Origin of the sequence: Mesorhizobium opportunistum WSM2075 (assembly GCF_000176035.2) — a bacterium.
In the GTDB taxonomy this organism is placed as follows: Bacteria; Pseudomonadota; Alphaproteobacteria; order Rhizobiales; family Rhizobiaceae; genus Mesorhizobium; species Mesorhizobium opportunistum.
Genome location: NC_015675.1, coordinates 5292062 through 5313629, shown reverse-complemented (window position 1 = coordinate 5313629; position 21568 = coordinate 5292062). Strand labels below are relative to the sequence as shown.

General features: G+C 62.4%; 24 protein-coding genes. 17 read left to right on the top strand and 7 right to left on the bottom strand.

Annotated features, from left to right (window positions below; all coding sequences use genetic code 11):
* The 4 genes from pgsA to MESOP_RS25715 all read left to right on the top strand — a co-directional run bounded on the left by pgsA (window position 1) and on the right by MESOP_RS25715 (window position 2167).
* Entirely contained in the window at window positions 1–597 is a 597-nt protein-coding gene (gene pgsA / locus MESOP_RS25730) for a CDP-diacylglycerol--glycerol-3-phosphate 3-phosphatidyltransferase (RefSeq protein ID WP_013896263.1), read from the top strand.
* A gap of 1 nt (window position 598) precedes the next feature.
* Window positions 599–850, top strand: a complete 252-nt coding sequence (gene moaD, locus MESOP_RS25725) for a molybdopterin converting factor subunit 1 (protein WP_013896262.1) — start codon at window positions 599–601, stop codon at window positions 848–850.
* A 3-nt stretch (window positions 851–853) separates the two neighbouring features.
* Window positions 854–1330 carry a molybdenum cofactor biosynthesis protein MoaE gene (locus MESOP_RS25720; protein WP_013896261.1) on the top strand — a complete coding sequence of 159 codons (477 nt, stop codon included), beginning with the start codon at window positions 854–856 and terminating at the stop codon, window positions 1328–1330.
* 72 nt (window positions 1331–1402) lie between these two features.
* Complete coding sequence (locus MESOP_RS25715) at window positions 1403–2167, top strand: YbaY family lipoprotein (protein WP_013896260.1); 765 nt, start codon at window positions 1403–1405, stop codon at window positions 2165–2167.
* A gap of 197 nt (window positions 2168–2364) precedes the next feature.
* Here the strand turns inward: MESOP_RS25715 and ndk are convergent, their stop codons facing one another.
* On the bottom strand, window positions 2365–2787 hold the full coding sequence (gene ndk / locus MESOP_RS25710) for a nucleoside-diphosphate kinase (RefSeq protein WP_008875017.1): 423 nt from the start codon (window positions 2785–2787) through the stop codon (window positions 2365–2367).
* A 384-nt stretch (window positions 2788–3171) separates the two neighbouring features.
* Between ndk and MESOP_RS25705 the strand changes: the two genes are divergently transcribed.
* Window positions 3172–3426 (top strand): DUF2934 domain-containing protein, encoded by a 255-nt coding sequence (locus MESOP_RS25705; RefSeq protein ID WP_013896259.1) that lies wholly within the window; start codon window positions 3172–3174, stop codon window positions 3424–3426.
* Between the two features lie 42 nt (window positions 3427–3468).
* Here the strand turns inward: MESOP_RS25705 and MESOP_RS25700 are convergent, their stop codons facing one another.
* Window positions 3469–4161: a glutathione S-transferase family protein gene (locus tag MESOP_RS25700; protein ID WP_013896258.1), complete on the bottom strand. Its 693-nt coding sequence runs from the start codon at window positions 4159–4161 to the stop codon at window positions 3469–3471.
* A 67-nt stretch (window positions 4162–4228) separates the two neighbouring features.
* On the opposite strand from MESOP_RS25700, the gene MESOP_RS25695 reads away from it, so the two are divergent.
* On the top strand, window positions 4229–4741 hold the full coding sequence (locus MESOP_RS25695) for a DinB family protein (protein ID WP_013896257.1): 513 nt from the start codon (window positions 4229–4231) through the stop codon (window positions 4739–4741).
* A 228-nt stretch (window positions 4742–4969) separates the two neighbouring features.
* Here MESOP_RS25695 and MESOP_RS25690 read toward each other — a convergent pair whose 3' ends face one another.
* Window positions 4970–5920 carry a LysR substrate-binding domain-containing protein gene (locus tag MESOP_RS25690; protein ID WP_013896256.1) on the bottom strand — a complete coding sequence of 317 codons (951 nt, stop codon included), beginning with the start codon at window positions 5918–5920 and terminating at the stop codon, window positions 4970–4972.
* A 110-nt stretch (window positions 5921–6030) separates the two neighbouring features.
* Here MESOP_RS25690 and MESOP_RS35830 point away from each other — a divergent pair, with 110 nt between their 5' ends.
* The 6 genes from MESOP_RS35830 (at window position 6031) to MESOP_RS25660 (ending at window position 13005) form a co-directional block, all read left to right on the top strand.
* On the top strand, window positions 6031–6864 hold the full coding sequence (locus MESOP_RS35830; protein ID WP_013896255.1) for a hypothetical protein: 834 nt from the start codon (window positions 6031–6033) through the stop codon (window positions 6862–6864).
* Window positions 6865–6909: 45 nt separating this feature from the next.
* Complete coding sequence (locus MESOP_RS25680) at window positions 6910–7836, top strand: DMT family transporter (RefSeq protein WP_013896254.1); 927 nt, start codon at window positions 6910–6912, stop codon at window positions 7834–7836.
* Window positions 7829–8032 carry a hypothetical protein gene (locus tag MESOP_RS25675; RefSeq protein ID WP_013896253.1) on the top strand — a complete coding sequence of 68 codons (204 nt, stop codon included), beginning with the start codon at window positions 7829–7831 and terminating at the stop codon, window positions 8030–8032. Before MESOP_RS25680 ends, MESOP_RS25675 begins: the two co-directional genes overlap by 8 nt.
* 160 nt (window positions 8033–8192) lie before the next feature.
* The gene (locus MESOP_RS25670) at window positions 8193–8645 is read left to right on the top strand and encodes a Ros/MucR family transcriptional regulator (protein WP_013896252.1); all 453 of its coding nucleotides are present in this window, start codon (window positions 8193–8195) and stop codon (window positions 8643–8645) included.
* Between the two features lie 139 nt (window positions 8646–8784).
* Window positions 8785–10662, top strand: a complete 1878-nt coding sequence (locus tag MESOP_RS25665; RefSeq protein ID WP_013896251.1) for an ABC-F family ATP-binding cassette domain-containing protein — start codon at window positions 8785–8787, stop codon at window positions 10660–10662.
* Window positions 10663–10893: 231 nt separating this feature from the next.
* Window positions 10894–13005 carry a molybdopterin-containing oxidoreductase family protein gene (locus MESOP_RS25660; RefSeq protein WP_013896250.1) on the top strand — a complete coding sequence of 704 codons (2112 nt, stop codon included), beginning with the start codon at window positions 10894–10896 and terminating at the stop codon, window positions 13003–13005.
* A gap of 134 nt (window positions 13006–13139) precedes the next feature.
* Here MESOP_RS25660 and MESOP_RS35285 read toward each other — a convergent pair whose 3' ends face one another.
* The 3 genes from MESOP_RS35285 to MESOP_RS25650 all read right to left on the bottom strand — a co-directional run bounded on the left by MESOP_RS35285 (window position 13140) and on the right by MESOP_RS25650 (window position 15638).
* Window positions 13140–13799, bottom strand: a complete 660-nt coding sequence (locus tag MESOP_RS35285) for a hypothetical protein (protein WP_013896249.1) — start codon at window positions 13797–13799, stop codon at window positions 13140–13142.
* Between the two features lie 142 nt (window positions 13800–13941).
* On the bottom strand, window positions 13942–15084 hold the full coding sequence (locus MESOP_RS25655; protein WP_013896248.1) for a flavin-containing monooxygenase: 1143 nt from the start codon (window positions 15082–15084) through the stop codon (window positions 13942–13944).
* Between the two features lie 80 nt (window positions 15085–15164).
* Complete coding sequence (locus MESOP_RS25650; RefSeq protein ID WP_013896247.1) at window positions 15165–15638, bottom strand: Lrp/AsnC family transcriptional regulator; 474 nt, start codon at window positions 15636–15638, stop codon at window positions 15165–15167.
* 103 nt (window positions 15639–15741) lie between these two features.
* Here MESOP_RS25650 and MESOP_RS25645 point away from each other — a divergent pair, with 103 nt between their 5' ends.
* The 3 genes from MESOP_RS25645 (at window position 15742) to MESOP_RS25635 (ending at window position 18870) form a co-directional block, all read left to right on the top strand.
* Window positions 15742–16968, top strand: a complete 1227-nt coding sequence (locus tag MESOP_RS25645) for a diaminopropionate ammonia-lyase (protein ID WP_013896246.1) — start codon at window positions 15742–15744, stop codon at window positions 16966–16968.
* The gene (locus tag MESOP_RS25640) at window positions 16965–18383 is read left to right on the top strand and encodes a hydantoinase/carbamoylase family amidase (protein ID WP_013896245.1); all 1419 of its coding nucleotides are present in this window, start codon (window positions 16965–16967) and stop codon (window positions 18381–18383) included. Before MESOP_RS25645 ends, MESOP_RS25640 begins: the two co-directional genes overlap by 4 nt.
* A 286-nt stretch (window positions 18384–18669) precedes the next feature.
* Window positions 18670–18870, top strand: a complete 201-nt coding sequence (locus MESOP_RS25635; RefSeq protein WP_013896244.1) for a hypothetical protein — start codon at window positions 18670–18672, stop codon at window positions 18868–18870.
* A 71-nt stretch (window positions 18871–18941) separates the two neighbouring features.
* Here MESOP_RS25635 and MESOP_RS35825 read toward each other — a convergent pair whose 3' ends face one another.
* Window positions 18942–19085, bottom strand: a complete 144-nt coding sequence (locus tag MESOP_RS35825) for a hypothetical protein (RefSeq protein ID WP_013896243.1) — start codon at window positions 19083–19085, stop codon at window positions 18942–18944.
* A 111-nt stretch (window positions 19086–19196) separates the two neighbouring features.
* On the opposite strand from MESOP_RS35825, the gene MESOP_RS35820 reads away from it, so the two are divergent.
* Window positions 19197–19370: a hypothetical protein gene (locus tag MESOP_RS35820; protein WP_013896242.1), complete on the top strand. Its 174-nt coding sequence runs from the start codon at window positions 19197–19199 to the stop codon at window positions 19368–19370.
* Window positions 19371–19471: 101 nt separating this feature from the next.
* Window positions 19472–21565, top strand: coding sequence for an ATP-dependent helicase (locus MESOP_RS25630; protein ID WP_013896241.1), 2094 nt, complete (start codon window positions 19472–19474; stop codon window positions 21563–21565).
* Window positions 21566–21568 lie beyond the last annotated feature (3 nt).

Below are 21568 nucleotides of genomic sequence, written 5' to 3'. Positions count from 1 at the left end.
ATGGCCCAGCGCGCATTCAACCTGCCTAACATGCTCACCTACGCCCGCATCATCGCGGTGCCGCTGGTCGTGCTGTGCTTTTTTCTCGAGGGGCATCTGAAGTCGAGCGACTTCGCCCGCTGGTCGGCGCTGGTCATATTCCTGCTGGCCTCCATCACCGATTACTTCGACGGCTATTTCGCACGCGCCTGGCAGCAGACCTCCAACATCGGCAAGATGCTCGATCCGATCGCCGACAAACTGCTGGTCGCCACCTGTCTCCTGCTCTTGGCGGCCGACACCGACCGCCATGCCGGTATCGCCGGCTGGTCGCTGTGGGCGGCGATCATCATCCTGTGCCGCGAGATCCTGGTTTCGGGCCTGCGCGAATATCTGGCGGCACTCAAGGTCTCGGTGCCGGTGACGCAGCTTGCCAAATGGAAGACCACCATCCAGATGGTCGCCATTGCCTTCCTGCTGGCGGGGCCGGCCGGCGACAAGATCTTCCCGCTGACCACGCAGACCGGCCTGGTGCTGCTATGGATCGCGGCACTCGTAACGCTTTACACCGGCTATGACTATTTCCGTGCCGGCCTCAAACACATCATGGACGAGTGAGATGCGGCTCATCTATTTCGCCTGGGTCCGCGAGCGGATCGGCACATCGGAGGAAGACGTCGAATTGCCCGACGGCATCGACACTGTCGCCGACCTCTTGCGCTGGCTGCAGTCGCGCGGAGAAGGCTACGAGCAGGCGCTGCAGTTTCCCGACGTGATCCGCGTTGCCATCAACCAGGAACATGTCGATCACCGCGAGAAGATATCCGGCGCGCGCGAGATCGCGCTGTTCCCGCCGATGACCGGGGGCTGACACATGTCGGCCGCCGTGTTGCCGACGGTGCGCATTCAGCGCCAGGATTTCGACGTTGCCGCCGAGATCGCCGCATTGACACAAGGCCGCGCCGACATTGGCGCCGTGGTCACCTTCTCCGGTCTCTGTCGCGACGAGCAAGGTGCGCTCTCGGCGCTTGAGCTCGAGCATTATCCCGGCATGGCGGAGGCCGAAATCGGCCGTATCGCGGCCGAGGCTGCCGAACGCTGGCCGCTGCAAGGCCTCACCGTCATTCACCGCCATGGCAAGATCGCGCCGGGAGAGAACATCGTGCTGGTGGTGGCCGCGTCGGCGCATCGCCAGGCCGCGTTCGAGGCGGCCGACTTCCTCATGGACTATCTCAAGTCGCGCGCACCCTTCTGGAAGAAGGAGCACCGCGCCGATGGTTCCGAGGGCGGCTGGGTCGAGGCCAAGGAAACCGATACCCGGGCGGCGGGACGCTGGAAGTCGCAGGAATAAATCCCCCGGCAGTCATGTATTGACCGCATTCCTTTGGCCAATTGGCGGAAGTCATGGGCAAGGGAGATGGTCATGCTGGGCAGGCTCGCGGAATTCTTCGTCTTCGGTTTCGTGCCTCTGGTGGTCGGCATCCTGGCGGTGCCGGAGCTGTCCGTGGCCGCCGAGAAGGCGGTGAGGGGCGAGGTGATCTATCGCGAGCGCATCGCCTTGCCGCCCAATGCCGTGCTCTCCGTCCAGCTTGCCGATGTCTCGTTGGCCGACGCGCCTGCCAGGATCATCGGCGAGCAGAAGATCAAGCCAGCCGGCCAGGTGCCGATCAGTTTCGAGATCAAATTCGATCCCGCCGTCATCCAGCCGCGAATGACCTATGCGCTGCAGGCCCGGATCACCGTCGACGACAGGCCGATGTTCATCTCCGATGTGCGCTATCAGCTCGATCCGCTGACCGACGCGCCGCAAACCATCCTGCTCAAGATGGTCACGCAGCGCACCGAACCCAAAGCTTCCGTCTTCGGCCAGCTCTGGGTTGTCGATTATGTCGATGGCATCGGCGCCATTACCGCGCCGCAAGCAACCTTCCGGGTCAGCGAGGCCGGCAAGGCAGGCGGAAGCGGCCCCTGCAACAGCTATTTTGCCACTGCGAAGGTCGACGGCCAGGCGATCGCGATCAGCAGCATCGGCTCGACCTTCAAGGCCTGTGCGCCGGAGGTGATGGCCGAGGAAAAGGCGCTATTCGATGCGCTGGCCAAGGCGGCGTCATGCAATGTCGAAGCCGGCAAGCTCACCATATCAGACAAGGACGGCCGCGAAATCCTGCGCTTCAGCGCCGCGAGCTGATTTCCGGGCGGTCACCTCGCGGCCGTTTCCTCGACCACGGCCTTGACGATCTCGATGGTCTGGTCGTCGGCTGGAAACAGCATTTCCAGGGCAAGCTCCGCCAGGGTCACGTCGTTGGGCACGAAACCGGATCGGGGATCCAACGAAAAAGGCCGGCGAAACGCCGGCCTCTTCGCATTGGATGTGGCGGTGTCGGCTCAGCCGACGATCTCGGTGTCGGAGAACCAGTACTTGATTTCCTGCGCGGCGGTTTCGGGCGCATCGGAGCCGTGCACCGAATTTTCGCCGATCGACAGCGCATGCACCTTGCGGATGGTGCCTTCGGCGGCATTGGCCGGGTTGGTGGCGCCCATCACTTCGCGGTTCTTGGCGATGGCGTTCTCGCCTTCCAGCACCTGGACGATCGTCGGTGCCGACGACATGAACTCGACCAGTTCGCCGAAGAACGGGCGGTCCTTGTGGACGGCGTAAAAACCTTCCGCCTCGCGGCGGCTCATCCACACACGGCGCGAGGCGATGACGCGAAGGCCGGCATCTTCCAGCATCTTGGTGATGGCGCCGGTGAGGTTGCGCCGGGTTGCGTCCGGCTTGATCATGGAAAAGGTGCGTTCGAGCGCCATGGGTCGTCCTTGTCTGAGAATGGAATTGAGAGTGGCGGGCTCTATACAAGCCGCCCGGCCCATTGCCAAGGGGTGAGGAACGGTGTGTCGTAAGCACATGAGTTGTCCGGATTAGGTAGCACGCGAGTTGTCCGGTTTTATCGCCAGCGAAGGGGTGGCTCGGTCCGCGATGCGGACGGAAAGCCAATTGCCTGGCTTTCCGAGTGACGAACGGTGAAAGCCCGGTCCGCCTTCGAGAGGATCGAAAGGTCCAGTGGTGTTTCTACGTCAGGCCGGTACCGCGAACGTGCGGCGCTGGATGACATCGGATGGCTGCACAGCAACGCTTTGCTTGCTATAGTCGCGTGTCGGCGCCGCGCTGAAGTCGGCCCGCATGGAGACAATATGACCATGGCAGACGATCGTCAGGAACGCATTCGCAACCGGGCACATCAGATCTGGCAGCAGGAAGGGCAACCGGCCGGTCAGGACGAACGCCACTGGCACCAGGCGGCAGCCGACGTGGACGCCGAGGATGCGTCGTTGGTCACCAGGAAGCCTGCCAAGAAGGCTGCTGGCGCCGACAAGGCAAAAGCCTCGCCCAAGGAGGCGAAGTCGGCCAAGAAACCCAGCAAGCCAAAAAAGGCGTCGGCCAAGTAGGCCTGTCATCGCCTGCGGTGTCATCGCCGGCAAATCAGGGCGTCACGCCGCGGCTTCAACCTTTCGTCCCAGCCCGCCATGCAGGTCGAGGCAGCGGTCGAACCACTGCGCCACCACGTCGCTGCTTTCGAGCAATCGATAGGGCGAAGCCACGCGCGCCCATTGCAGCGCGCCAAAGACGATATAGTCGGCAAACAGCGGCGAGGCGCCGCCGATGAACGGCTGGTAGCTCAACATTGAGCGCAGCGGCTCCAGGGCCGCCCGGAAGGCTGCCAGCCCGGCGTCGCGTGCGGCGACGACATCCTCCAGCCGCTTGCCGAAGCGTTGTTCCCGGCTCCGGCGGAAATACGCGGCGTTCTCCTCGTCCTGCATGCCATGGAGGTCCACAATCGCCGCGGTGGTGACATAGGGGTGGATGGTCAGTTGCGACCAGCGCTCGATGAAGCGAGCCATCGCCTTGCCGCCTTCGCCGCCAAACAGGGTCGGCCGATCCGGGTAGGCCTCATCGAGATAGAGCGCGATGGCGAAGGAATCGACGACGATCTTGTCGCCGTCGCGGATCACCGGGACGGTCTTTGAGATACCGCCTTCGACGGCGGGCACCTCGAGGAAGCGCGTCGGCGCGGTCGAGATATCGAGCCCCTTGTGGGCCAGCGCCATCGTCGCCTTCCAGCAATGCGGGCTAAACGGCCGCTTCTCGTCATGCCCGACGAGATCATAAAGCAGAATGGTCATTGGCGTCGGCTCCCTCGCGGTCTAGGTATCGCTCCCGATACCCGAAACAGGCCCGGCGGGAGAAACGATGAAACAACACTTCATGATGTTTGCGGCATACAATCAATGGGCCAATGGCCGCATCTACGATGCCGCCGCCGATCTCGACGAGGAAGAATTCAATCGCGATGTCGGCGCCTTCTTCCGCTCGCTGATGGGTACGCTCAACCACCTGCTCGCCGCCGATCGCATCTGGATGAAGCGCTTCACCGGCGAAGGCGACGCTCCGACGGCGCTCGACGTCATCCTTCACCGCGCCTTGCCCGGCCTTCGGGCGGCGCGCGAGGCGGAGGACCGGCGGATCGTCGACTGGGTTGGCGGCTTGAGCGACAAGGCGCTGTCGGGCCGCTTCACCTACATGACCGTATCGGACATGCGCACCGTTTCGCAGCGTCTGGCGCCGGCGCTGGATCATGTCTTCAACCACCAGACCCATCATCGGGGCCAGGCGCATATGATCCTGACGGTTCTGGGCCGCCCTTCCGTATCGCTCGATCTGACGCATTTCCAGCGCACCGAGGAGGGCAGGGCCTTCGCCTGATTTTCCAGATCGTTTCGTTCTGGATTCGAAGGCGAGCGGCCGGCTATCGTCGCATTTTTTGCTGCAGCATGGCCTTCACTTCAGGCCACTCGGAATGCTCCGGCTCAAGGGGCTTGAGCTCGACAATTTCACCGACCAGCGCGGGTTGCCTGGATTGGACGTCTATTGGCCGATGGCCCTCAATTTCTGGCCGGCGGTCATCGGGAATAGTACAAGCTGGTCCGAATTTCAGGCGCTCTCAAAAGCCAATTCGCTGTCCAACTGGCTCTGCGTCAGAGCCGCTTCCGCCATCACCCATTGTTTGAACAGCAGCACCCTGCGTGTGGCGAGGCTCTTGTGGGGGGAAACAAAATACCAGCCGGCCGTGTTCGGATGATGCACGGCAAAGGGAGCGATCAGCCTCGCGGCGCGGATGTCGCTGGCCATATAGGCGCGGTTGGCGACGGCAAAACCCATTCCGGCATTGGCCGCCTCGTAAGACATCATGCAGGAATCGAAATAGATGCCCTTGGTCTCGCTGAGCACGAAGCTGGCGCCCGCGAAACCAAGCCAGGATTGCCAGTTCTGGGTGCAGGTGTCGGAATGCAGAAGCGTGAAGTGCTTGAGGTCATCCGGCGTCACCTTCGACCGCGGCCTGTTGCCGAGAACCTCATGGAACAGCTTGCGGCTGCAGACGGGAGTCAGGTCCTCCCGGAACAGAAGATCGGACTGCAGCCCGTGAAAGTGGCCGTCGCCATAGCGGATTTCGAGATCGAAATCCGACGCCGCGAACTCATGTGTCGCGTAGGAGGTCGAAACCCGCATCACGATATCGGGGTGTTGACGCTGGAACAGCGGCAGGCGCGGAAACAGCCAGCGTGCGGCAAAGGTCGGCAGCACCGATATCTTCAGCACATGCTCCTGTGACTGCCCGGTCGCTTCCATGCTGGCGGCGACGATACGCTCCAGCGCTTCGCGAACGCGCGAGACATAGGTTTCGCCTTCGGGCGTCAGTGACACCGCATTGCCGCCGCGCTGGAAAATCTTGAAGCGGAGTTGATCCTCCAGGCTTTTGACGCGCTGGCTGACCGCCGAGGCGGTGATAAACTGTTCTTCGCCGGCGCGCGTGAAGTTCCCGTGCCTCGCAGCACTCTCCACGATCTTGAGCGAATTTAGGTTGACCTGACTGAGCAGACGCACGGTTTCGACCTTAAGCTGGGCTTACACTAGCACCAGCATTCCTAATTTTACAGGGGTGGGTGAATTAATCGACTATTTACCAAGTGTTGCCCCCATCCTGGAGAAGTAGAATGAACGCCCATACGATCCCCGAACTGCGTTATGCGATGAGTCGAGAGGCCATCATCGGCCACGAAACCGCCTGGAAAGTGTCGAGCTTCGGCGTCGCGCAATATCTGCACGGCTATGACCCGGCACTGCTTGCGGCGATCGAGGAGGCGGCGCTCAAACTCAAGGCCAGCCATGCCGTGCACAAGCACCTCGATCTGACCTTCATCACCGGCGCCGACCGTTATATTCCGGAGATCAAGGAGCTTTTGCACGACAAGGTGCGGCTGGAGCGTCTGTCCGACATGATGGGCACCAAGCTTGAGCCCTATCCGCTGTCGATCGTCGGCTCGACCGTCACCTTCATGAATCCCAGGGATGGCGCCGTGGACTGGCATTGCGACGGCGTCCCGGTCACCGAGCTCATCCCGCTGTCGATCAGCAATCCATTGGTTGGCGGCCATCTCGAAATCTATTGCGACGACTCGGAAACTGGCCGCGCCATCCTCGAATCCGGCCACGAGATCCCGCGCAACCGCATCATGCGTATCGATCACAAGATGAACTACGCCACGCTCGGGCAGTTTCTGGGCGTCCTGCATCGCACGGCGCCGATCCAATTCGGCGAGCGCGTGACACTGGTGCTCAACCAGCGCTCGGTGGCCAAGCCCTATGTCGACGACAACCGCATGTTCTATCTCGCCGCCGACAACGACCAAGACCGCGAATGGGTCAACGAACTGGCCGAGGATGTCTGGACGAACCAGCTGCCGGCCTATCGCCGGTTCGAGGCGGAACATCCGGCACCGGCTCCCGCCGAGGCATCGGTACCGGGCGGAGCCAGGGAATCATGGTAGACAACCTTGATCCCGGAAAGTGGGAACCGGTTCTCGGACGAGATCATGGTCAAGCACGGAGATAGCGCCCCATACCGGTTCTTTCCGCATGGATCAGGCTCGATATCCGCGCTGGTCTTTGCCGCCGGCGCGGTGGCTTTGTGGTCCACCAATGCCCTTGTCGGCAAATCCCTGCTGGCGAACCACTCGGTGTCGCAGGTGCAGTTCCTGCAATTCGCGGGAGCCGCACTGGTCTTTGCCCTGATCCGGTTCATGAGCCGGGAGAGCGCTCCGCCGGTCGGCGCGAGGGCCGCGCTGCTTCCGCTCGCGGTCGGTTTCATCGGCCTGGTCGGCACCATGGTGCTGCAATACATCGCCTTCGCTTCGATGCCGGTGATCGAGGCCAACCTCGTAGCCTACACCTGGCCTTTGATGGTTGCCGCGGCGGTGATCCTCTTTGAAAACCCGCGGCGTCCCGCGCTGTTGGGCCTCGCCGCGACCCTTGGCTTCATCGGTGTGGCGCTGGTGATTTCAGGCGGGCGCGACCGAACTTGGTTCCAGGGCGATCTCGTCGGCTATTGCGCGGCATTCGGGTCCGCGCTGTGCATGGCATTCTATTCGGTGATGGTGGGACGGGTCGCCACCTCGCCGGATCGCCTTTTGCTGCCGTCGTCGCTGATCGGCGTCGCCCTGACGCTTGCGTGGTGCGCGCGCGATGGCGTTGCCTTGCCCACGGGCACCGACCTTGCTCTCGGGCTCTATCTCGGCGCCGGCCCGATGGGGCTGGGCTACTATTTCTGGTCGCGCGCCCTGAAACTCGAAGGCAGCGGCAAGGTTGCTGTCGTCGCCTATCTCACGCCGATTGCTTCGACGCTGCTGCTGACCCTGTCCGGCGAACGACTGACGATGACGGCCGTTGCCGGAGCCGGCCTTGTCATCGGCAGTTGTGTCGCGGTCGGCCTGGAACGCTCGGAGGCGGAAAACTATGTTTGATGAAAACGAGCGCCTCGCCAGGCGGGAAGCGCATTGGCTGCTCAAGGAATTCGGCGCCGAGGCGCCCTTATACGCGGCGATGAAGGCCGAAAAGGCGATTGAACAGAAGGATTTTGGGCGTTGTGCCCGTTGGAAGCGTATTCTTGAGATATTGGCCGACAGCAGGACAGCCAAGTCTGTCGCTACCAAGTATTAGATTTTCTAATTTGCGCGGCGCCCATTTTCCATAAAGATAGTTGGTGGCAAGTCTTGATTCGTTTTGGGGCTTGGTGGTCCGTTGGGGGCGCGGTTAGAAGGATACATAGACAAAAGTCTTCACTGGGGTAGATGATTTTGTCGCAAATAAGGTGAAAGCATTGTCAAATATCGAGGATAAGACCGTTATCGAGCTCACGGCCGATATTGTCTCGGCCTATGTTGGCAACAATCCACTTCCAGCTTCCGGCCTGCCTGACCTGATTGCCAGCGTCAGCGCCTCGGTTCGAAAGCTGGCCGGTGCGGCTGTCGTTGAAAGTCCGAGCCTGGTTCCTGCCGTAAATCCGAAAAAGTCGGTATTTCCCGACTACATCGTCTGCCTGGAGGATGGAAAGAAATTCAAGTCGCTCAAGCGACACCTCAGGACAGACTATGGCTTGAGCCCGGACGACTATCGGGCCAAGTGGAGCCTGCCGCCGGACTATCCAATGGTCGCCCCGAATTACTCGGCGACCCGTTCGGCGTTGGCGAAGTCGACGGGGCTTGGCCGTAAGCCGGCCGTGGCACCGGCCGCGGTGGCCAAGACGGCAAAGCGCGGCAAGGCCACTGCCTGAGGGCGGTGGCTCGGCCGGCACGAAAGCCGCCGATCTGCGATACTGACGGGCCACTTGCGGGTACCGTTTTGAGGCCTTGCGCGACCAACTGGTCCGCAAGGCCTTGCGAAGCACTGATCTCCCGTGCAAAAGCGCGGCCATGCTTATCATCAATGACCTTTCGCTGCGCATGGCGGGGCGCCTGCTTCTCGACCATGCCTCCCTGACCCTGCCGGCCGGTACCAAAGCCGGGCTTGTCGGCCGCAACGGCACCGGCAAGACGACGCTGTTCAAGACCATCACCGGCGATTTTCCCTCCGAGACCGGCTCGATCAGCCTGCCGAAGAACACGCGCATCGGCCAGGTGGCGCAGGAAGCGCCTGGCACCGAGGAACCGCTGATCGAGATCGTGCTCAAGGCCGACCTCGAACGCACGGCGCTGCTCGAAGAAGAAAAGACCGCCACCGATCCGCACCGCATCGCCGACATCCACATGCGGCTGGCCGACATCGATGCACATTCTGCCGAGTCCCGCGCCGCCACCATCCTGGCCGGCCTCGGCTTCGACGATGTGGCGCAGCGCCGGCCGGCCTCGTCCTTCTCCGGCGGCTGGCGCATGCGCGTGGCGCTTGCCGCCGTGCTGTTTTCGGAACCGGATCTGCTGCTGCTCGACGAGCCGACCAACTATCTCGACCTCGAAGGCACGTTGTGGCTGGAAAACTACGTCTCCAAATACCCGCACACAGTGCTTCTGATCTCGCACGATCGCGACCTGCTCAACCGTGCCGTCAACTCGATCGTCCATCTCGACCAGAAGAAGCTGACCTTCTGGCGTGGCGGCTACGACCAGTTCGAGCGCCAGTATACCGAGCAGAAGGAATTGCAGGAGAAGGGCCGCGTCAAGCAGGAAGCCGCCCGCAAGCATATGGAATCCTTCGTCGAACGCTTCCGCGCCAAGGCCTCGAAGGCCAGGCAGGCGCAGTCGCGCATCAAGGCGCTGGAGAAGATGAAGCCGATCGCGGCGATCGTGAACGATTCAGTGCGGCCGTTCTCTTTTCCCGAACCGGTGAAGACGGTGGCCTCGCCGATCGTTGCCTTGAACAACGTCAATGTCGGCTACACCGAGGGCCAGCCGATCCTGAAGAAGATGACGCTGCGCATCGATGCCGATGATCGCATCGCGCTGCTCGGCGCCAACGGCAACGGCAAGTCGACCTTCGCAAAGCTTCTATCCGGGCGGCTCAAGCAGGAGAGCGGCACGATGACGGTGGCGCCTGGGCTGAAAGTGGCGATCTTCGCCCAGCACCAGCTCGACGATCTGCGTCCGGAGGAAAACGCCTATGAGCATGTCCGCCGATTGATGCCGGAAGCGCCGGAATCCAAGGTGCGCGGCCGCGTTGCCCAGTTCGGCCTCACCACCGAGAAGATGAACACCCCCGCCAAGGACCTGTCAGGCGGCGAGAAGGCGCGTTTGTTGATGGGCCTGTCGGCCTTCGAGGGCCCGAACCTGTTCATCCTCGACGAGCCGACCAACCACCTCGACATCGACAGCCGCGAGTCGCTGATCCATGCGCTCAACGAGTTTCCCGGCGCCGTCATCCTGATCTCGCACGACCGCCATCTCCTGGAAGCGACCGCCGACCGGCTGTGGCTGGTCAAGGACGGCGCGGTCAACCCGTATGATGGCGATTTGGAGGACTACAAAACGCTGGTCACCGGCGTGTCCGGCGACCGCCGTGGCAAGCGCGAGGCCGACAAGGCGTCGAAAGCCGACCGCCGCCGCGACGCGGCCGCGCGTCGCGCCGCCTTCGAACCGCTGGCCAAGGAAATCCGCGCCACCGAGGCGCTGATGGACCGCATCCGCAAGCGCATCGACGGCATCGAGGATGAGCTGGCCAACCCGGCGATCTACGAAAAGGACCCGTCTACGGCGACGCGGCTGGCCAAGGAACGCTCGCAGCTCGCCCAGACGCTGGCCGGTCATGAGGAAAAATGGCTGACCATGTCGGCGGAGTACGAGGAAGGCGCGGCGGAGTGAGTGCGTAATCTCCCCCCTTGTGGGGGAGATGCCCGGCAGGGCAGAGGGGGGCGCTGTCCTGCCAACCTGTCGGCCTTTTTGCAACCACCCACCGCCGGATTCGAGGACGAATAGATAGGTCGCGATCCTTCGCGCCCCCCTCTGTCCTGCCGGACATCTCCCCCACGAGGGGGGAGATTGGCTAGTCATCTGGCCCTACACGCCGACGCCAAAACCCGCTAGACAAACCCCATGAACCAGCACGCGAAGCTCCGCATCGGCCATTCGGCATGTCCTCATGATTGCCCATCGACCTGCGCGCTCGAGGTCGAACTGCTCGACGGCAACCGCATCGGCCGCGTCCACGGCGCCAAGGCCAATACCTACACGGCGGGTGTCGTCTGCGCCAAGGTCGCGCGCTATGCCGACCGCGTCCATCATCCCGACCGTTTGCTGAAGCCGCTTATCCGCGCCGGCGCCAAGGGCGACGGCTCATGGAAGGAAGCGAGCTGGGAGGCAGCGCTCGACCTCGTCGCCGAAAAATTCATCGCGGCCGAAGCAAAATACGGCTCGGAGACGGTCTGGCCCTATTTCTATGCCGGCACGATGGGACTGGTGCAGCGCGACGGCATCGACCGGCTGCGCCACGCGAAAAAGTATTCCGGCTTCTTCGGATCGATCTGCACCAATCTCGCCTGGACCGGCTGGATGATGGGGGCAGGCGCCTTGCGTGGACCGGATCCGCGCGAGATGGCGAAGTCCGATTGCGTGGTGATCTGGGGCACCAATGCCGTGGTCACGCAGGTCAATGTGATGACCCACGCCATCAAGGCGCGCAAGGAACGCGGCGCGAAGATCGTCGTCGTCGACGTCTATGAAAACGCGACGATGAAGCAGGCCGACATGGGTCTTGTGCTCAAGCCCGGCACCGATGGCGCGCTGGCTTGCGCGGTCATGCATGTGCTGTTCAGGGAAGGCATGGCCGACCGCGCCTACCTCGAAAAATACACCGACGACCCGAAGGGGCTCGAAGCGCATCTCAAGACACGCACGCCGGAATGGGCGGCTGGCATCACGGGCTTGACCATTGGCGAGATCGAGGCCTTTGCCCGCCTCGTCGGCACCATCAAGAAGACCTATTTCCGCCTCGGCTACGGCTTTGCCCGCCAGCGCAATGGCGCCGTCAACATGCATGCCGCGTCCTGCATCGCCGCGGTCACCGGTAGCTGGCAGTATGAGGGCGGCGGCGCCTTTCACTCGAATTCGGGTATCTTCAAGCTCAATCAGGAGGTGCTGGAAGGCACCAGGATGCGCGATCCCTCGATCCGCCATCTCGACCATTCGCGCATCGGCCCGGTGCTGACCGGTGCCAGCGATGCGCTCTATGGCGGGCCGCCGGTGACGGCCATGTTGATCCAGAACACCAATCCAGTGAATGTCGCGCCCGAGCAGCGGCTGGTGAAGCAGGGCTTTCTGCGCGACGACCTGTTCACTTGCGTGCACGAGCAGTTCATGACCGACACGGCCAAGCTTGCCGACGTCGTGCTGCCGGCGACGATGTTCCTCGAACATGACGATCTCTACAAGGGCGGCGGCAACCAGCACATCACGCTCGGCCCGAAGCTGATCGAGCCGCCGGAAGGCCCGCTCACCAACCATTTCGTCATCGAACAATTGGCCGTGCGCCTGGGGGTCTCCGATCGCCCGGGCTTTGGCCTGACCGAACAGCAGCATATCGACATCATCTTGGGCAAGCGCGGGCTGGGCAGCTTCGACAGCCTGAAGGAAGACAAGTGGGTCGACCTGCAGCCGGATTTCGAGGCCGCGCATTTCATCAAGGGGTTTGGCCACGCGGATGGAAAATTCCGCTTCCGCGCCGACTGGACCGGGCAGGCGGCCCCCAACCGGCCGCCGAAGAGCATGGGCCTGTTCGGCCCGGTGGACCGGTTGCCGGAATTTCCCGACCATGTCGATCTGATCGAGGTGGTCGACGAGGCGCATCCGTTCCGGCTGGCGACCTCGCCGGCCCGCAATTTCCTCAATTCGACATTCTCCGAAACGCCGGTGTCGAAGGCCAAGGAGGGCCGCCCGGAGCTGCTTCTCCATCCCGACGATGCCGCCGCGCATGGTCTGGCCGATGGCGACCGTGTCGAGATCGGCAACCAGCGTGGCGAGGTGGTGCTGCACGCCAAGCTGTTCGACGGCATCAAGCGCGGCGTTGTCATCGCCGAAGGCATCTGGCCGAACAGTGCGCATGAGCGCGGCGAGGGCATCAACGTGCTGACCGGCGCCGATGCGCCCGCGCCCTATGGCGGCGCTGCCTTCCATGACAACAAGGTCTGGCTGCGCAAGCCAAGGAGCTGACGGCATAGCCGGTCAGGGATTTCCTGGTCGTGCATCTGGTGACGCAGAAACAAAAGCAAAAATATTGGCCGCGACGCACATAGCTGCGAAGATGATATTGTTGAGATTTCAGCGAAGACTATGTATCGCGAAAATCACGAGTGATTAGAAATAATTTCGCGTTGGGATGGATGTACGTCAAGTTCATTTGCCAGAAACGTTAAAATATTTTTTATACGATTGTTGAATGAAATAGAAATACCTAGATGAAAAAATGCGAAAAAAACCAGGTAAAAAACCATATCGGATGCACTTTTGTTGGATACTAGGAGACATACCCATCCAAAAAAAGCTAAAATCAAAGCTGGATACGATATCCATGTCCCGCTATTAACAAATGATCCATGTATAAATTTATCTCCTTCACTTTCAATAATTTTTGCCTTAAAGGTTGTTATGTTTCTGTATGCCCCAGATTCAATCCAGAATTTCTTATTGACGTTGTCTAAAAGAACTCTGCCTATCAAGATGCCGTGATTTTCCTTCGCATCAGAAAGTCTAAAAAATAAATCTTTTGCTGATGTCTCATATTTGAAATCTCCGACCATTCTTGGGAAGGCCAAAATTCTTAGGAAATTGGTATGTTTGAAAGGTTCCATGAAGCTCCGCTTGGTCTTATTACCAAATACGAGATCTCGCATAAATTCCCAATTTGAAGCTACGATTTCGCATCTAAGTTTTGCAACACCCTTAGGGGTCTTGCGCTGCTCACCCAATATCCTGGCTCTTGCGATCGTGGCGGGCGTTTTTCCCATTCGACCGTAAATCTGGCTCCTGTTAGGACCGCCACCGCCCCAACCAGCATCTCTGCAACATGACGGCGCTTGTCGCCGTCAAGCTGAGGAAGGAGATCGCCAGCATGATGCTGAAGACTGCACTGGGATAAGCAACCGCAAATCACACCGGCAGAATTTCGGAAGCCTTTTTCCTGTTCAGCCGGTGCCAGATGTCGTCGGCGATCGCCTGGGCTTCGATCCCGATTTCGCGCAGCAAGCCGGTCACGGCGTTGTGGAAACCAACAAGGTACAGGCCGAGATCCGAAGCTTGCGCGGTAACGCCGCTGCGGTCCGGCTGGATGCCAGGCTCCAGGAACTTGGCATAGCCCGGCCGGTAACCTGTCGCGAAGATGATCGCGTCGAATTCGCCGTTTTTGCCGTCGGCAAAACGGGCGCCGCGTTCCGAGATCTCGGCAATATCGGGCGCAACCTTGATCGCGCCTTCGCGGATCTTGCCGATGGTGCCGACGTCGATCACCGGAATGCGCGATGCAATCGCGATCTGTTCCAGCAGTCCCTGTCCCGGCCGTTTGAGCCCATATTTTTCCAACCTGCCCATCACCAGGTCGAGGATGATGGGAAAGAGAGCATCGTTGAAACGTTGCGGCCCCAGGCGCGCCGCCATGCCGACCATCTGGATCGGAACGCCGAACAGTTCGCGCGGCACGATATGAACGCCGCCGCGCACGGAAATCGTCGGTTTTGCGCTGTTTTCGGCCAGATCGAGCGCGATCTCGGCGCCGGTGTTGCCCATGCCGACGACCAGCACCGACTGGCCGGCAAAAGGCGTGGCATTGCGATAGTCGGCGCTGTGCAGCGTCTTGCCCATGAAGGTGTCGATGCCCGCAAATCCAGGTCGCAAGGGCTCGGCATTGTAGCCTGACGCGATCACCACATGCTTGGCGCGCAACGGACCGGATGTCGCATCCACACGCCAGCCGCGACCGTCCCGGGTGACCGCTTTCACCGTTTCTCCGAACCGAGGCCGCAGGTCGAAGCGTTGCGCATAGGCATCGAGATAGTCGACGAAGAGAGCGCGCGGCACGTAGCGTGGATAGTGCTTCGGAAACGGCACGAAGGGCAGGGACGAATAGCGCTTGGTGGTGTGCAGGTGGACCCGTTCGTAATGGCGCCGCCAGGCGGGTGCGGCCTGCTGCTCTTTTTCGAGCAGGATGAAGTCGACGCCGGCCTGCCTCAGACAAGCGGCAACAGCCAGGCCCGCAGGCCCGGCGCCGATGATCGCAACTGGGGTGGTATCGTCCAAGCGTGCCTCCATCACTCAATTCGCGTCCGGGAGAATGTCAAAAGCATGGCGCGGCCGGGCTGAACTTGCCGCCGCCAAGCTCAATCCGGCAGCGGCACCGTCAGACCGACCTTGACGCGATCCATGGCTACGAAGGTGCGGAATTTTCTGACATTGTTGCTGCCGAAAAACAGTTTTCGTGTCAGCGCCTCATAGGCGCCCATGTCGGCCACGGTGATGACGAGAATGAAGTCGGCCTCGCCGGTGACATAGTAGCATTGTTGCACTTCGGGCGCCGCCGAGAATTGCCGCTTGGCCGCGTCGATCAGTTCCGTGCGCTCGCTCTCCAGCTCCACCTCGACGAAGATGGTGATGGGCTGGCCGACGGCCGCGGGTTCGACCACGGCGACATTGCCCGCGATGACGCCGGCCTGCTCCATGCGCTTGATGCGGCGCTGCACCGCCGGCGCCGACAGGTTCACCGCTTCGCCGATCAGCCGCTGCGGCGTGGTGTTGTCCCGCTGCAGGATGGCAAGGATGGCGAGATCGAAACTGTCGAGCGGCGACTGAGGCAATGGCAATGTCCAGCGAAACAAACTTGCATTTCAGGGGCCCAAATACAGCGCTTTTTGCGCAGATCTTGCAATATATTCTCGCCGATCACCAAGGAGGCCGCCAGTGTTCCTGCCCAATCGCAATGCCCTGCATCGCCAGCCGCTTGACGCTGCCGATGCCGAGACCCTCGGGATTGCCGGGGCGGACACGGTCGAACGCTTTCTTGCCCATCGCGACAATCACAGGATGACGCCGCTGCACGCGCTGCCAGCGCTGGCGGACGAACTCGGCCTCGCTGCGCTGCATGTCAAGGACGAGGGTTTTCGCCTCGGGCTTGGCAGCTTCAAGGCGCTGGGCGGCGCCTATGCGGTCTTCCGCCTTGTGTTGGAGGAGGCTGGAAAGCGGCTTGGCCGCCCCGTCGATATCGGTGATCTCGACTGGCCAGATGTCCGCTCGGTTGCCGCGACGATGACGGTCGCTTGCGCCACCGACGGCAATCACGGCCGCTCCGTTGCGCAAGGTGCCGAGCTTGCCGGGGCCAAGGCCGTGATCTTTGTCCATGCCGGCGTCAGCGATGAGCGGATCGCCGCAATAGCCCGCTATGGTGCCCGGATGGTTCGTGTCGAGGGCAATTATGACGATTCGGTCAGGCAAGCCGCAGAGGTCGCCGCCGGGAAGGGCTGGATCGTGGTGTCAGATACGTCGTGGCCGGGCTATGAGCGTATTCCCGGCCTGGTGATGCAAGGCTATACCGCGATTGTGCGCGAGGCGTTGCGCCAGCTCCGCGAACCGCCGACCCACGTCTTCGTCCAGGCAGGTGTTGGCGGCGTTGCCGCCGCGGTGGCCGGCCATCTCGCCATCGTGCTCGGCAATGCCAGGCCGACCTTCATTGTCGTCGAGCCGGCCCGTGCCGCCTGCGTTGTCGCAGCTGCCCGGGCAGGGCGCGTGGTCAAGGTGCCGCATGACGAGCCGACGGTGATGGCCATGCTTGAATGCTACGAGGCCTCGTCAGTCGCCTGGCGCGTGCTGGCGCGCGTTGCCGACGCCTTCATGACCGTGGACGAGGATGACGCCGTCGCGGTGATGCGGCGGCTGGCGCGACCAGCCGGCGGCGACCCTGTGATCGTGGCCGGTGAAAGCGGCGGCGTCGGCCTTGCCGGGCTGATCCGGGCAGTGGCCGAAAACAAGGCCGAACTCGGGCTTGACGGCAAATCCCGCGTGCTGGTGATCAACACCGAAGGCGCCACCGACCCAAGCCGTTATGCCGCGCTCGTCGGCATGAGCCCCGCCGAGGTGCTGGCCGGCAAGCTTGCTGTCGAGGCCAAGCTTTCCGTCGAGGCAATGTCATGATCGCGATCGACGCACAGCGCCTGTTGGGCCGCATCCGTGAACTCGGCGCTGTTGGCCGCGACGCAGAGGGCAGGCTGACCCGGCTGGCCGCTTCCGACACCGACAAGCTCGGCCGCGACCTCTTCGTCGGCTGGCTGCGGCAAGCCGGGCTCGATGTCGCCGTCGACCGCATCGGCAACATCTTCGGCATCTGGCAAGACGCGGATAATAACGGGCAGGCGCCGGTGCTCATCGGCTCGCACATCGACACGGTCATCGACGCCGGCATCTATGACGGCTGCTACGGCGTGCTTGCCGGGCTGGAGGTGATCGAGACGCTGAAATCATCAGGCCTTTCGCCGTCGCGCCCAATTGCCGTCGCAGCCTTCACCAACGAGGAAGGCGTGCGCTTCTCTCCCGACATGATGGGATCGCTGGTCCATGCCGGCGGCGTTGAAGTTGAAGCGGCACTCGCCGCCGTCGGCACGGACGGCAGCACGCTCGGCCAGGAACTCGCCCGCATCGGCTATGCGGGCGATCGCGAACCTGGCTTTCTCAAGCCGCACATCTATGTCGAGCTGCATATCGAGCAGGGGCCGGTCCTGGAGCGCGAGGGCATCCCCATCGGCGCGGTGGAGAGCCTGCAAGGCATCTCCTGGCAGCGCATCACCATCGACGGCGTCGCTAACCACGCCGGCACCACGCCGATGTCGATGCGCTGCGATGCCGGATATGCGGCTGCACGCGTGGTCACCTTCCTACATGACCGGGCAGCGGCCTCCAATTCGCCAACCGTTGCCACTGTCGGCACGATGCGCTTGGAGCCGAACGCCATCAACGTCATTCCATCGCGCGCCGTCTTCACCGTTGACCTGCGCGATCCCGACGAACAGCATTTGCAGGCGGAGGAGGCGGCGCTGGCCGCCTTTCTGGAACGGCTCGCCGACGAGGGCATCACCGACATATCGGTGGTTTCGGTGACCGAACTGATCACCGACGGCACCCGCAATGCGCTGCCCGGCCTGGCCCGCATCCTTGGCGACGCACGCAGCTTCCGCCCCGAGGTCAGCGCCGGGATCGAACGCCAGATGCGTATAATCGCCGAAGGCACCGCCGCCGCTTACAACGTCACCGCCGAAGTGAACTACAGCCGCGAATTCGTGCCGCTGTGCAACGATGCCGAACTGGTCGACGCGGCTTTCGCCGCCGCCAGGGACGTCTTCGAACCCGGCAACATCGCGGTGGCGGCTGAGCCGATGACAGCCTCGGAGGATTTTGCCCGCCTCCTCGACCACGTGCCGGGCTGTTTCGTCTTCCTCGGCAATGGCGAGGCCTCGGCGCCACTTCATAATTCCAGCTATGACTTCAATGATGAGGGGTTGCTGTTCGGTGCCAACTTCCATGTCGCCATCGCCAGGCGACGGCTTGGGGTTTGAAGGGCGAGGACTCGTTTGGTTCGTTTTGCGGGGGAAAACGCCCGGAAAGAGCCAAAATCCTCGATCCTGCATGACGCAGCGGCAAGACTCAGCTAGCCTCTTCCTTGCGGCGGACCTCTTATCCGCTTGGCCGGCGCCTTTCTCCTCCCAAGCGGCGCCGGCCTTCTTCTCCGTGGCGCCGCCTTGCTAAATTAGCACTCATTAAATTTGGAATATTCGCACTTCCAGGAAGTTAGGGTCTTGCTGGCATAAGGCGGCGGGCCTTTGGGGACTTGCGGGAAGACAGATGCGCGGGCGGAACTGGATAAAGGCGTTGCGTCAGGACGAAGCGCGGCAGGTGCGTGCGCGTATCGCCGAGCTCGAACGGAACCTGACGGCGGCGTCAGCGTCCCCAAGCCGTCAGCAACGGCACGAAGCCGGGCACGAACTGCGCAATGCCAAGTTCCGCCTCGAGCGGCTCGAGGAATGCATCTCGGCGATGCCTTGAACACCCGACCTGTTGCAAGGAGCCCAGAACCTGTTGCACGGAGCCCAGAACCTGCTGCACGGAGCATTGGCTCACTTGCCGACAGTGCCCGTGTTTACGACGGGGTTGCTGGCGAGGCTTTGTTCAGCGCCGGGAGCCGTCGTTGGCGGCAATTTGTTGTCGCAGGCCGAAACAGCCAATGCCACCAGGACGAGGCCCAATCTTAGCTTTTTCATCGCTATCGCCTCCTGTCTCAAAACGAGGTGATGTCGGTTTGGTTGCGAATTTCGCGTGAGGGAACAAAACGCCGTCCCTTTGGTTGATCCCGATCACGGGAGAACCGATCCATGGTCCGTTTGCTTCTGGCAGCCACCCTTGCCCTTCTCGCATACCGGCTCGCTCGCAAGATGATCGATGAGGTGCCCGACAATTTCGACCCGCTGTTGCTGCCGGCGCCAAGAAGCGACCGCGAGGCTCTGCGCCGTCAATCGGCGGCGATGGGTGTCGATCCCAAACGGTAGTCCCCAAGCGATAGTCCCCCAAGCGATAGTCTCCAAAGCGGTCGTCCCCTATCGTGCCGCTTCTGTGTTGCGAACAAAGCGGAAACGATGCTTGATGGGCGATGAACCTCGCCGCCCATGATTCGACCTTTGTGGAATCGACCGTCCCGCCCGCCTACCTTGAGCGGTTGAACGACGCCCAGCGCCAGGCCGTCGAGCATGGCGACGGCAAGATCGCGGGGCCTTTGCTGGTCATTGCCGGCGCCGGCTCGGGCAAGACCAACACGTTGGCGCATCGCGTCGCGCACCTGATCGTCAAGGGCGCCGACCCGCGCCGCATCCTGCTGATGACCTTTTCGCGGCGCGCCGCGTCCGAGATGGCGAGACGCGTCGAGCGCATCGCCGGCGAGGTGCTCGGCCGCGACGCGGCGGTGATCACGGATGCGTTGACCTGGGCCGGCACCTTTCATGGCATCGGCGCCCGGCTGCTGCGCGATTATGCGCTGGAGATCGGCCTGGATCCGGCCTTCACCATCCATGACCGCGAGGATTCCGCCGACCTGATGAACCTGGTCCGGCATGAACTCGGCCTCTCGAAGACGGAGGCGCGCTTTCCGACCAAGGGCACCTGCCTCGCCATCTATTCGCGCGCCGTCAACGCGCAGGCGCCGTTGGGCGAAGTATTGGGTTCCGCCTTTCCCTGGTGCGCCGGCTGGGCCGAGCAGCTGAAGCAGCTGTTCGCCGGTTACGTCGAGGCCAAGCAAGCGCAGAACGTGCTCGATTACGACGATCTGCTGCTCTATTGGGCGCAGATGGCGGCCGAGCCTGAAATCGCCGCGCATCTGGGCGGGCGTTTCGACCATGTGCTCGTCGATGAATACCAGGACACAAACCGGCTGCAGGCTTCGATCCTGATGGCGCTGAAGCCCGACGGTGCCGGGCTGACGGTGGTCGGCGACGATGCGCAGTCGATCTATTCGTTCCGCGCCGCCGAGGTGCGCAACATTCTCGATTTCCCCAAGCAGTTCGCGCAAGCCGCCGATGTGGTGATGCTGGAGCGCAACTACCGCTCGACCGAGACCATCCTCGCCGCCGCCAACGCGGTGATCGGCGAGGCCTCGGAACGCTTCACCAAGAACCTGTGGTCGGAGCGCAAATCCACGGGCAAGCCGAGACTGGTGAACGTCCGCGACGAGGTCGAGCAGGCGAATTTCGTCTGCGATACCATCCTGGCCGAGCGCGAGGCCGGCACCGCGCTGAAATCCCAGGCGGTGCTGTTTCGTGCCTCGCACCACAGCGGGCCGCTCGAGATCGAGCTGACGCGGCGCAACATTCCCTTCGTAAAGTTCGGCGGTTTGAAGTTCCTCGATGCCGCCCACGTCAAGGATGTGCTGGCGGTGCTGCGCTTCGCCGAAAACCCGCGCGACCGCGTTGCCGGCTTTCGGGTGCTGCAGCTTTTGCCGGGAATTGGCCCTTCGGCCGCCGCGCAGGTCGTCGAGACGATGACATCTGCGCTGGACGAGGCGATGGGCCTGGCCGGATGGCGCCCGCCGCAGCGCGCGGCGGACGACTGGCCAAGCTTCGTCGCGCTCTATTCGGGCCTGCGGGCCGGCGCCAAATGGCCTGCCGATCTCGAACAGGTCAGGCTGTGGTACGAGCCGCATCTGGAGCGCATCCATGAGGATGCGATCACGCGCCGCGCCGACCTTTTGCAACTCGAGCAGATCGGATCGGGTTATGCCTCGCGCGAACGGTTCCTGACCGAGCTGACGCTCGACCCGCCGGACGCGACCAGTGACCAGGCCGGGCCGCCGCATCGGGACGAGGATTATCTGATCCTGTCGACCATCCACTCGGCCAAGGGCCAGGAGTGGAAAAATGTCTTTGTGCTCAACACCGTCGATGGCTGCATCCCGGCCGATCTCGGCGTCGGCACCAAGGAGGACATCGAGGAGGAGCGCCGGCTGCTCTACGTCGCGATGACACGGGCCAAGGACAACCTCAACCTGGTCATGCCGCAGCGCTTCTTTCCTCACGGCCAGGCGGCGCGCGGGGACCGCCATCTCTATGCCTCGCGCACCCGCTTCATCCCGGCCTCGATCCTCGCCGCGTTCGAGCAGGTGTCGTGGCCAAGCGCGCAGGCCGCGCAGGGCAGGGCGCCCCGGCCGGACGTGCGCGTCGACATCGGCGCGCGCATGCGCGGCATGTGGAAATAGCCG

Bases quoted from the DNA above. Each gene is read 5' to 3' on its own strand.
- pgsA (WP_013896263.1), top strand. From the start codon at position 1: ATGGCCCAGCGCGCATTCAACCTGCCTAACATGCTCACCTACGCCCGC.
- moaD (WP_013896262.1), top strand. From the start codon at position 599: ATGCGGCTCATCTATTTCGCCTGGGTCCGCGAGCGGATCGGCACATCG.
- MESOP_RS25720 (WP_013896261.1), top strand. From the start codon at position 854: ATGTCGGCCGCCGTGTTGCCGACGGTGCGCATTCAGCGCCAGGATTTC.
- MESOP_RS25715 (WP_013896260.1), top strand. From the start codon at position 1,403: ATGCTGGGCAGGCTCGCGGAATTCTTCGTCTTCGGTTTCGTGCCTCTG.
- ndk (WP_008875017.1), bottom strand. From the start codon at position 2,787: ATGGCGCTCGAACGCACCTTTTCCATGATCAAGCCGGACGCAACCCGG.
- MESOP_RS25705 (WP_013896259.1), top strand. From the start codon at position 3,172: ATGACCATGGCAGACGATCGTCAGGAACGCATTCGCAACCGGGCACAT.
- MESOP_RS25700 (WP_013896258.1), bottom strand. From the start codon at position 4,161: ATGACCATTCTGCTTTATGATCTCGTCGGGCATGACGAGAAGCGGCCG.
- MESOP_RS25695 (WP_013896257.1), top strand. From the start codon at position 4,229: ATGAAACAACACTTCATGATGTTTGCGGCATACAATCAATGGGCCAAT.
- MESOP_RS35830 (WP_013896255.1), top strand. From the start codon at position 6,031: ATGAACGCCCATACGATCCCCGAACTGCGTTATGCGATGAGTCGAGAG.
- MESOP_RS25680 (WP_013896254.1), top strand. From the start codon at position 6,910: ATGGTCAAGCACGGAGATAGCGCCCCATACCGGTTCTTTCCGCATGGA.
- MESOP_RS25675 (WP_013896253.1), top strand. From the start codon at position 7,829: ATGTTTGATGAAAACGAGCGCCTCGCCAGGCGGGAAGCGCATTGGCTG.
- MESOP_RS25665 (WP_013896251.1), top strand. From the start codon at position 8,785: ATGCTTATCATCAATGACCTTTCGCTGCGCATGGCGGGGCGCCTGCTT.
- MESOP_RS25660 (WP_013896250.1), top strand. From the start codon at position 10,894: ATGAACCAGCACGCGAAGCTCCGCATCGGCCATTCGGCATGTCCTCAT.
- MESOP_RS35285 (WP_013896249.1), bottom strand. From the start codon at position 13,799: ATGGGAAAAACGCCCGCCACGATCGCAAGAGCCAGGATATTGGGTGAG.
- MESOP_RS25640 (WP_013896245.1), top strand. From the start codon at position 16,965: ATGATCGCGATCGACGCACAGCGCCTGTTGGGCCGCATCCGTGAACTC.
- MESOP_RS25635 (WP_013896244.1), top strand. From the start codon at position 18,670: ATGCGCGGGCGGAACTGGATAAAGGCGTTGCGTCAGGACGAAGCGCGG.
- MESOP_RS35825 (WP_013896243.1), bottom strand. From the start codon at position 19,085: ATGAAAAAGCTAAGATTGGGCCTCGTCCTGGTGGCATTGGCTGTTTCG.
- MESOP_RS35820 (WP_013896242.1), top strand. From the start codon at position 19,197: ATGGTCCGTTTGCTTCTGGCAGCCACCCTTGCCCTTCTCGCATACCGG.
- MESOP_RS25630 (WP_013896241.1), top strand. From the start codon at position 19,472: ATGAACCTCGCCGCCCATGATTCGACCTTTGTGGAATCGACCGTCCCG.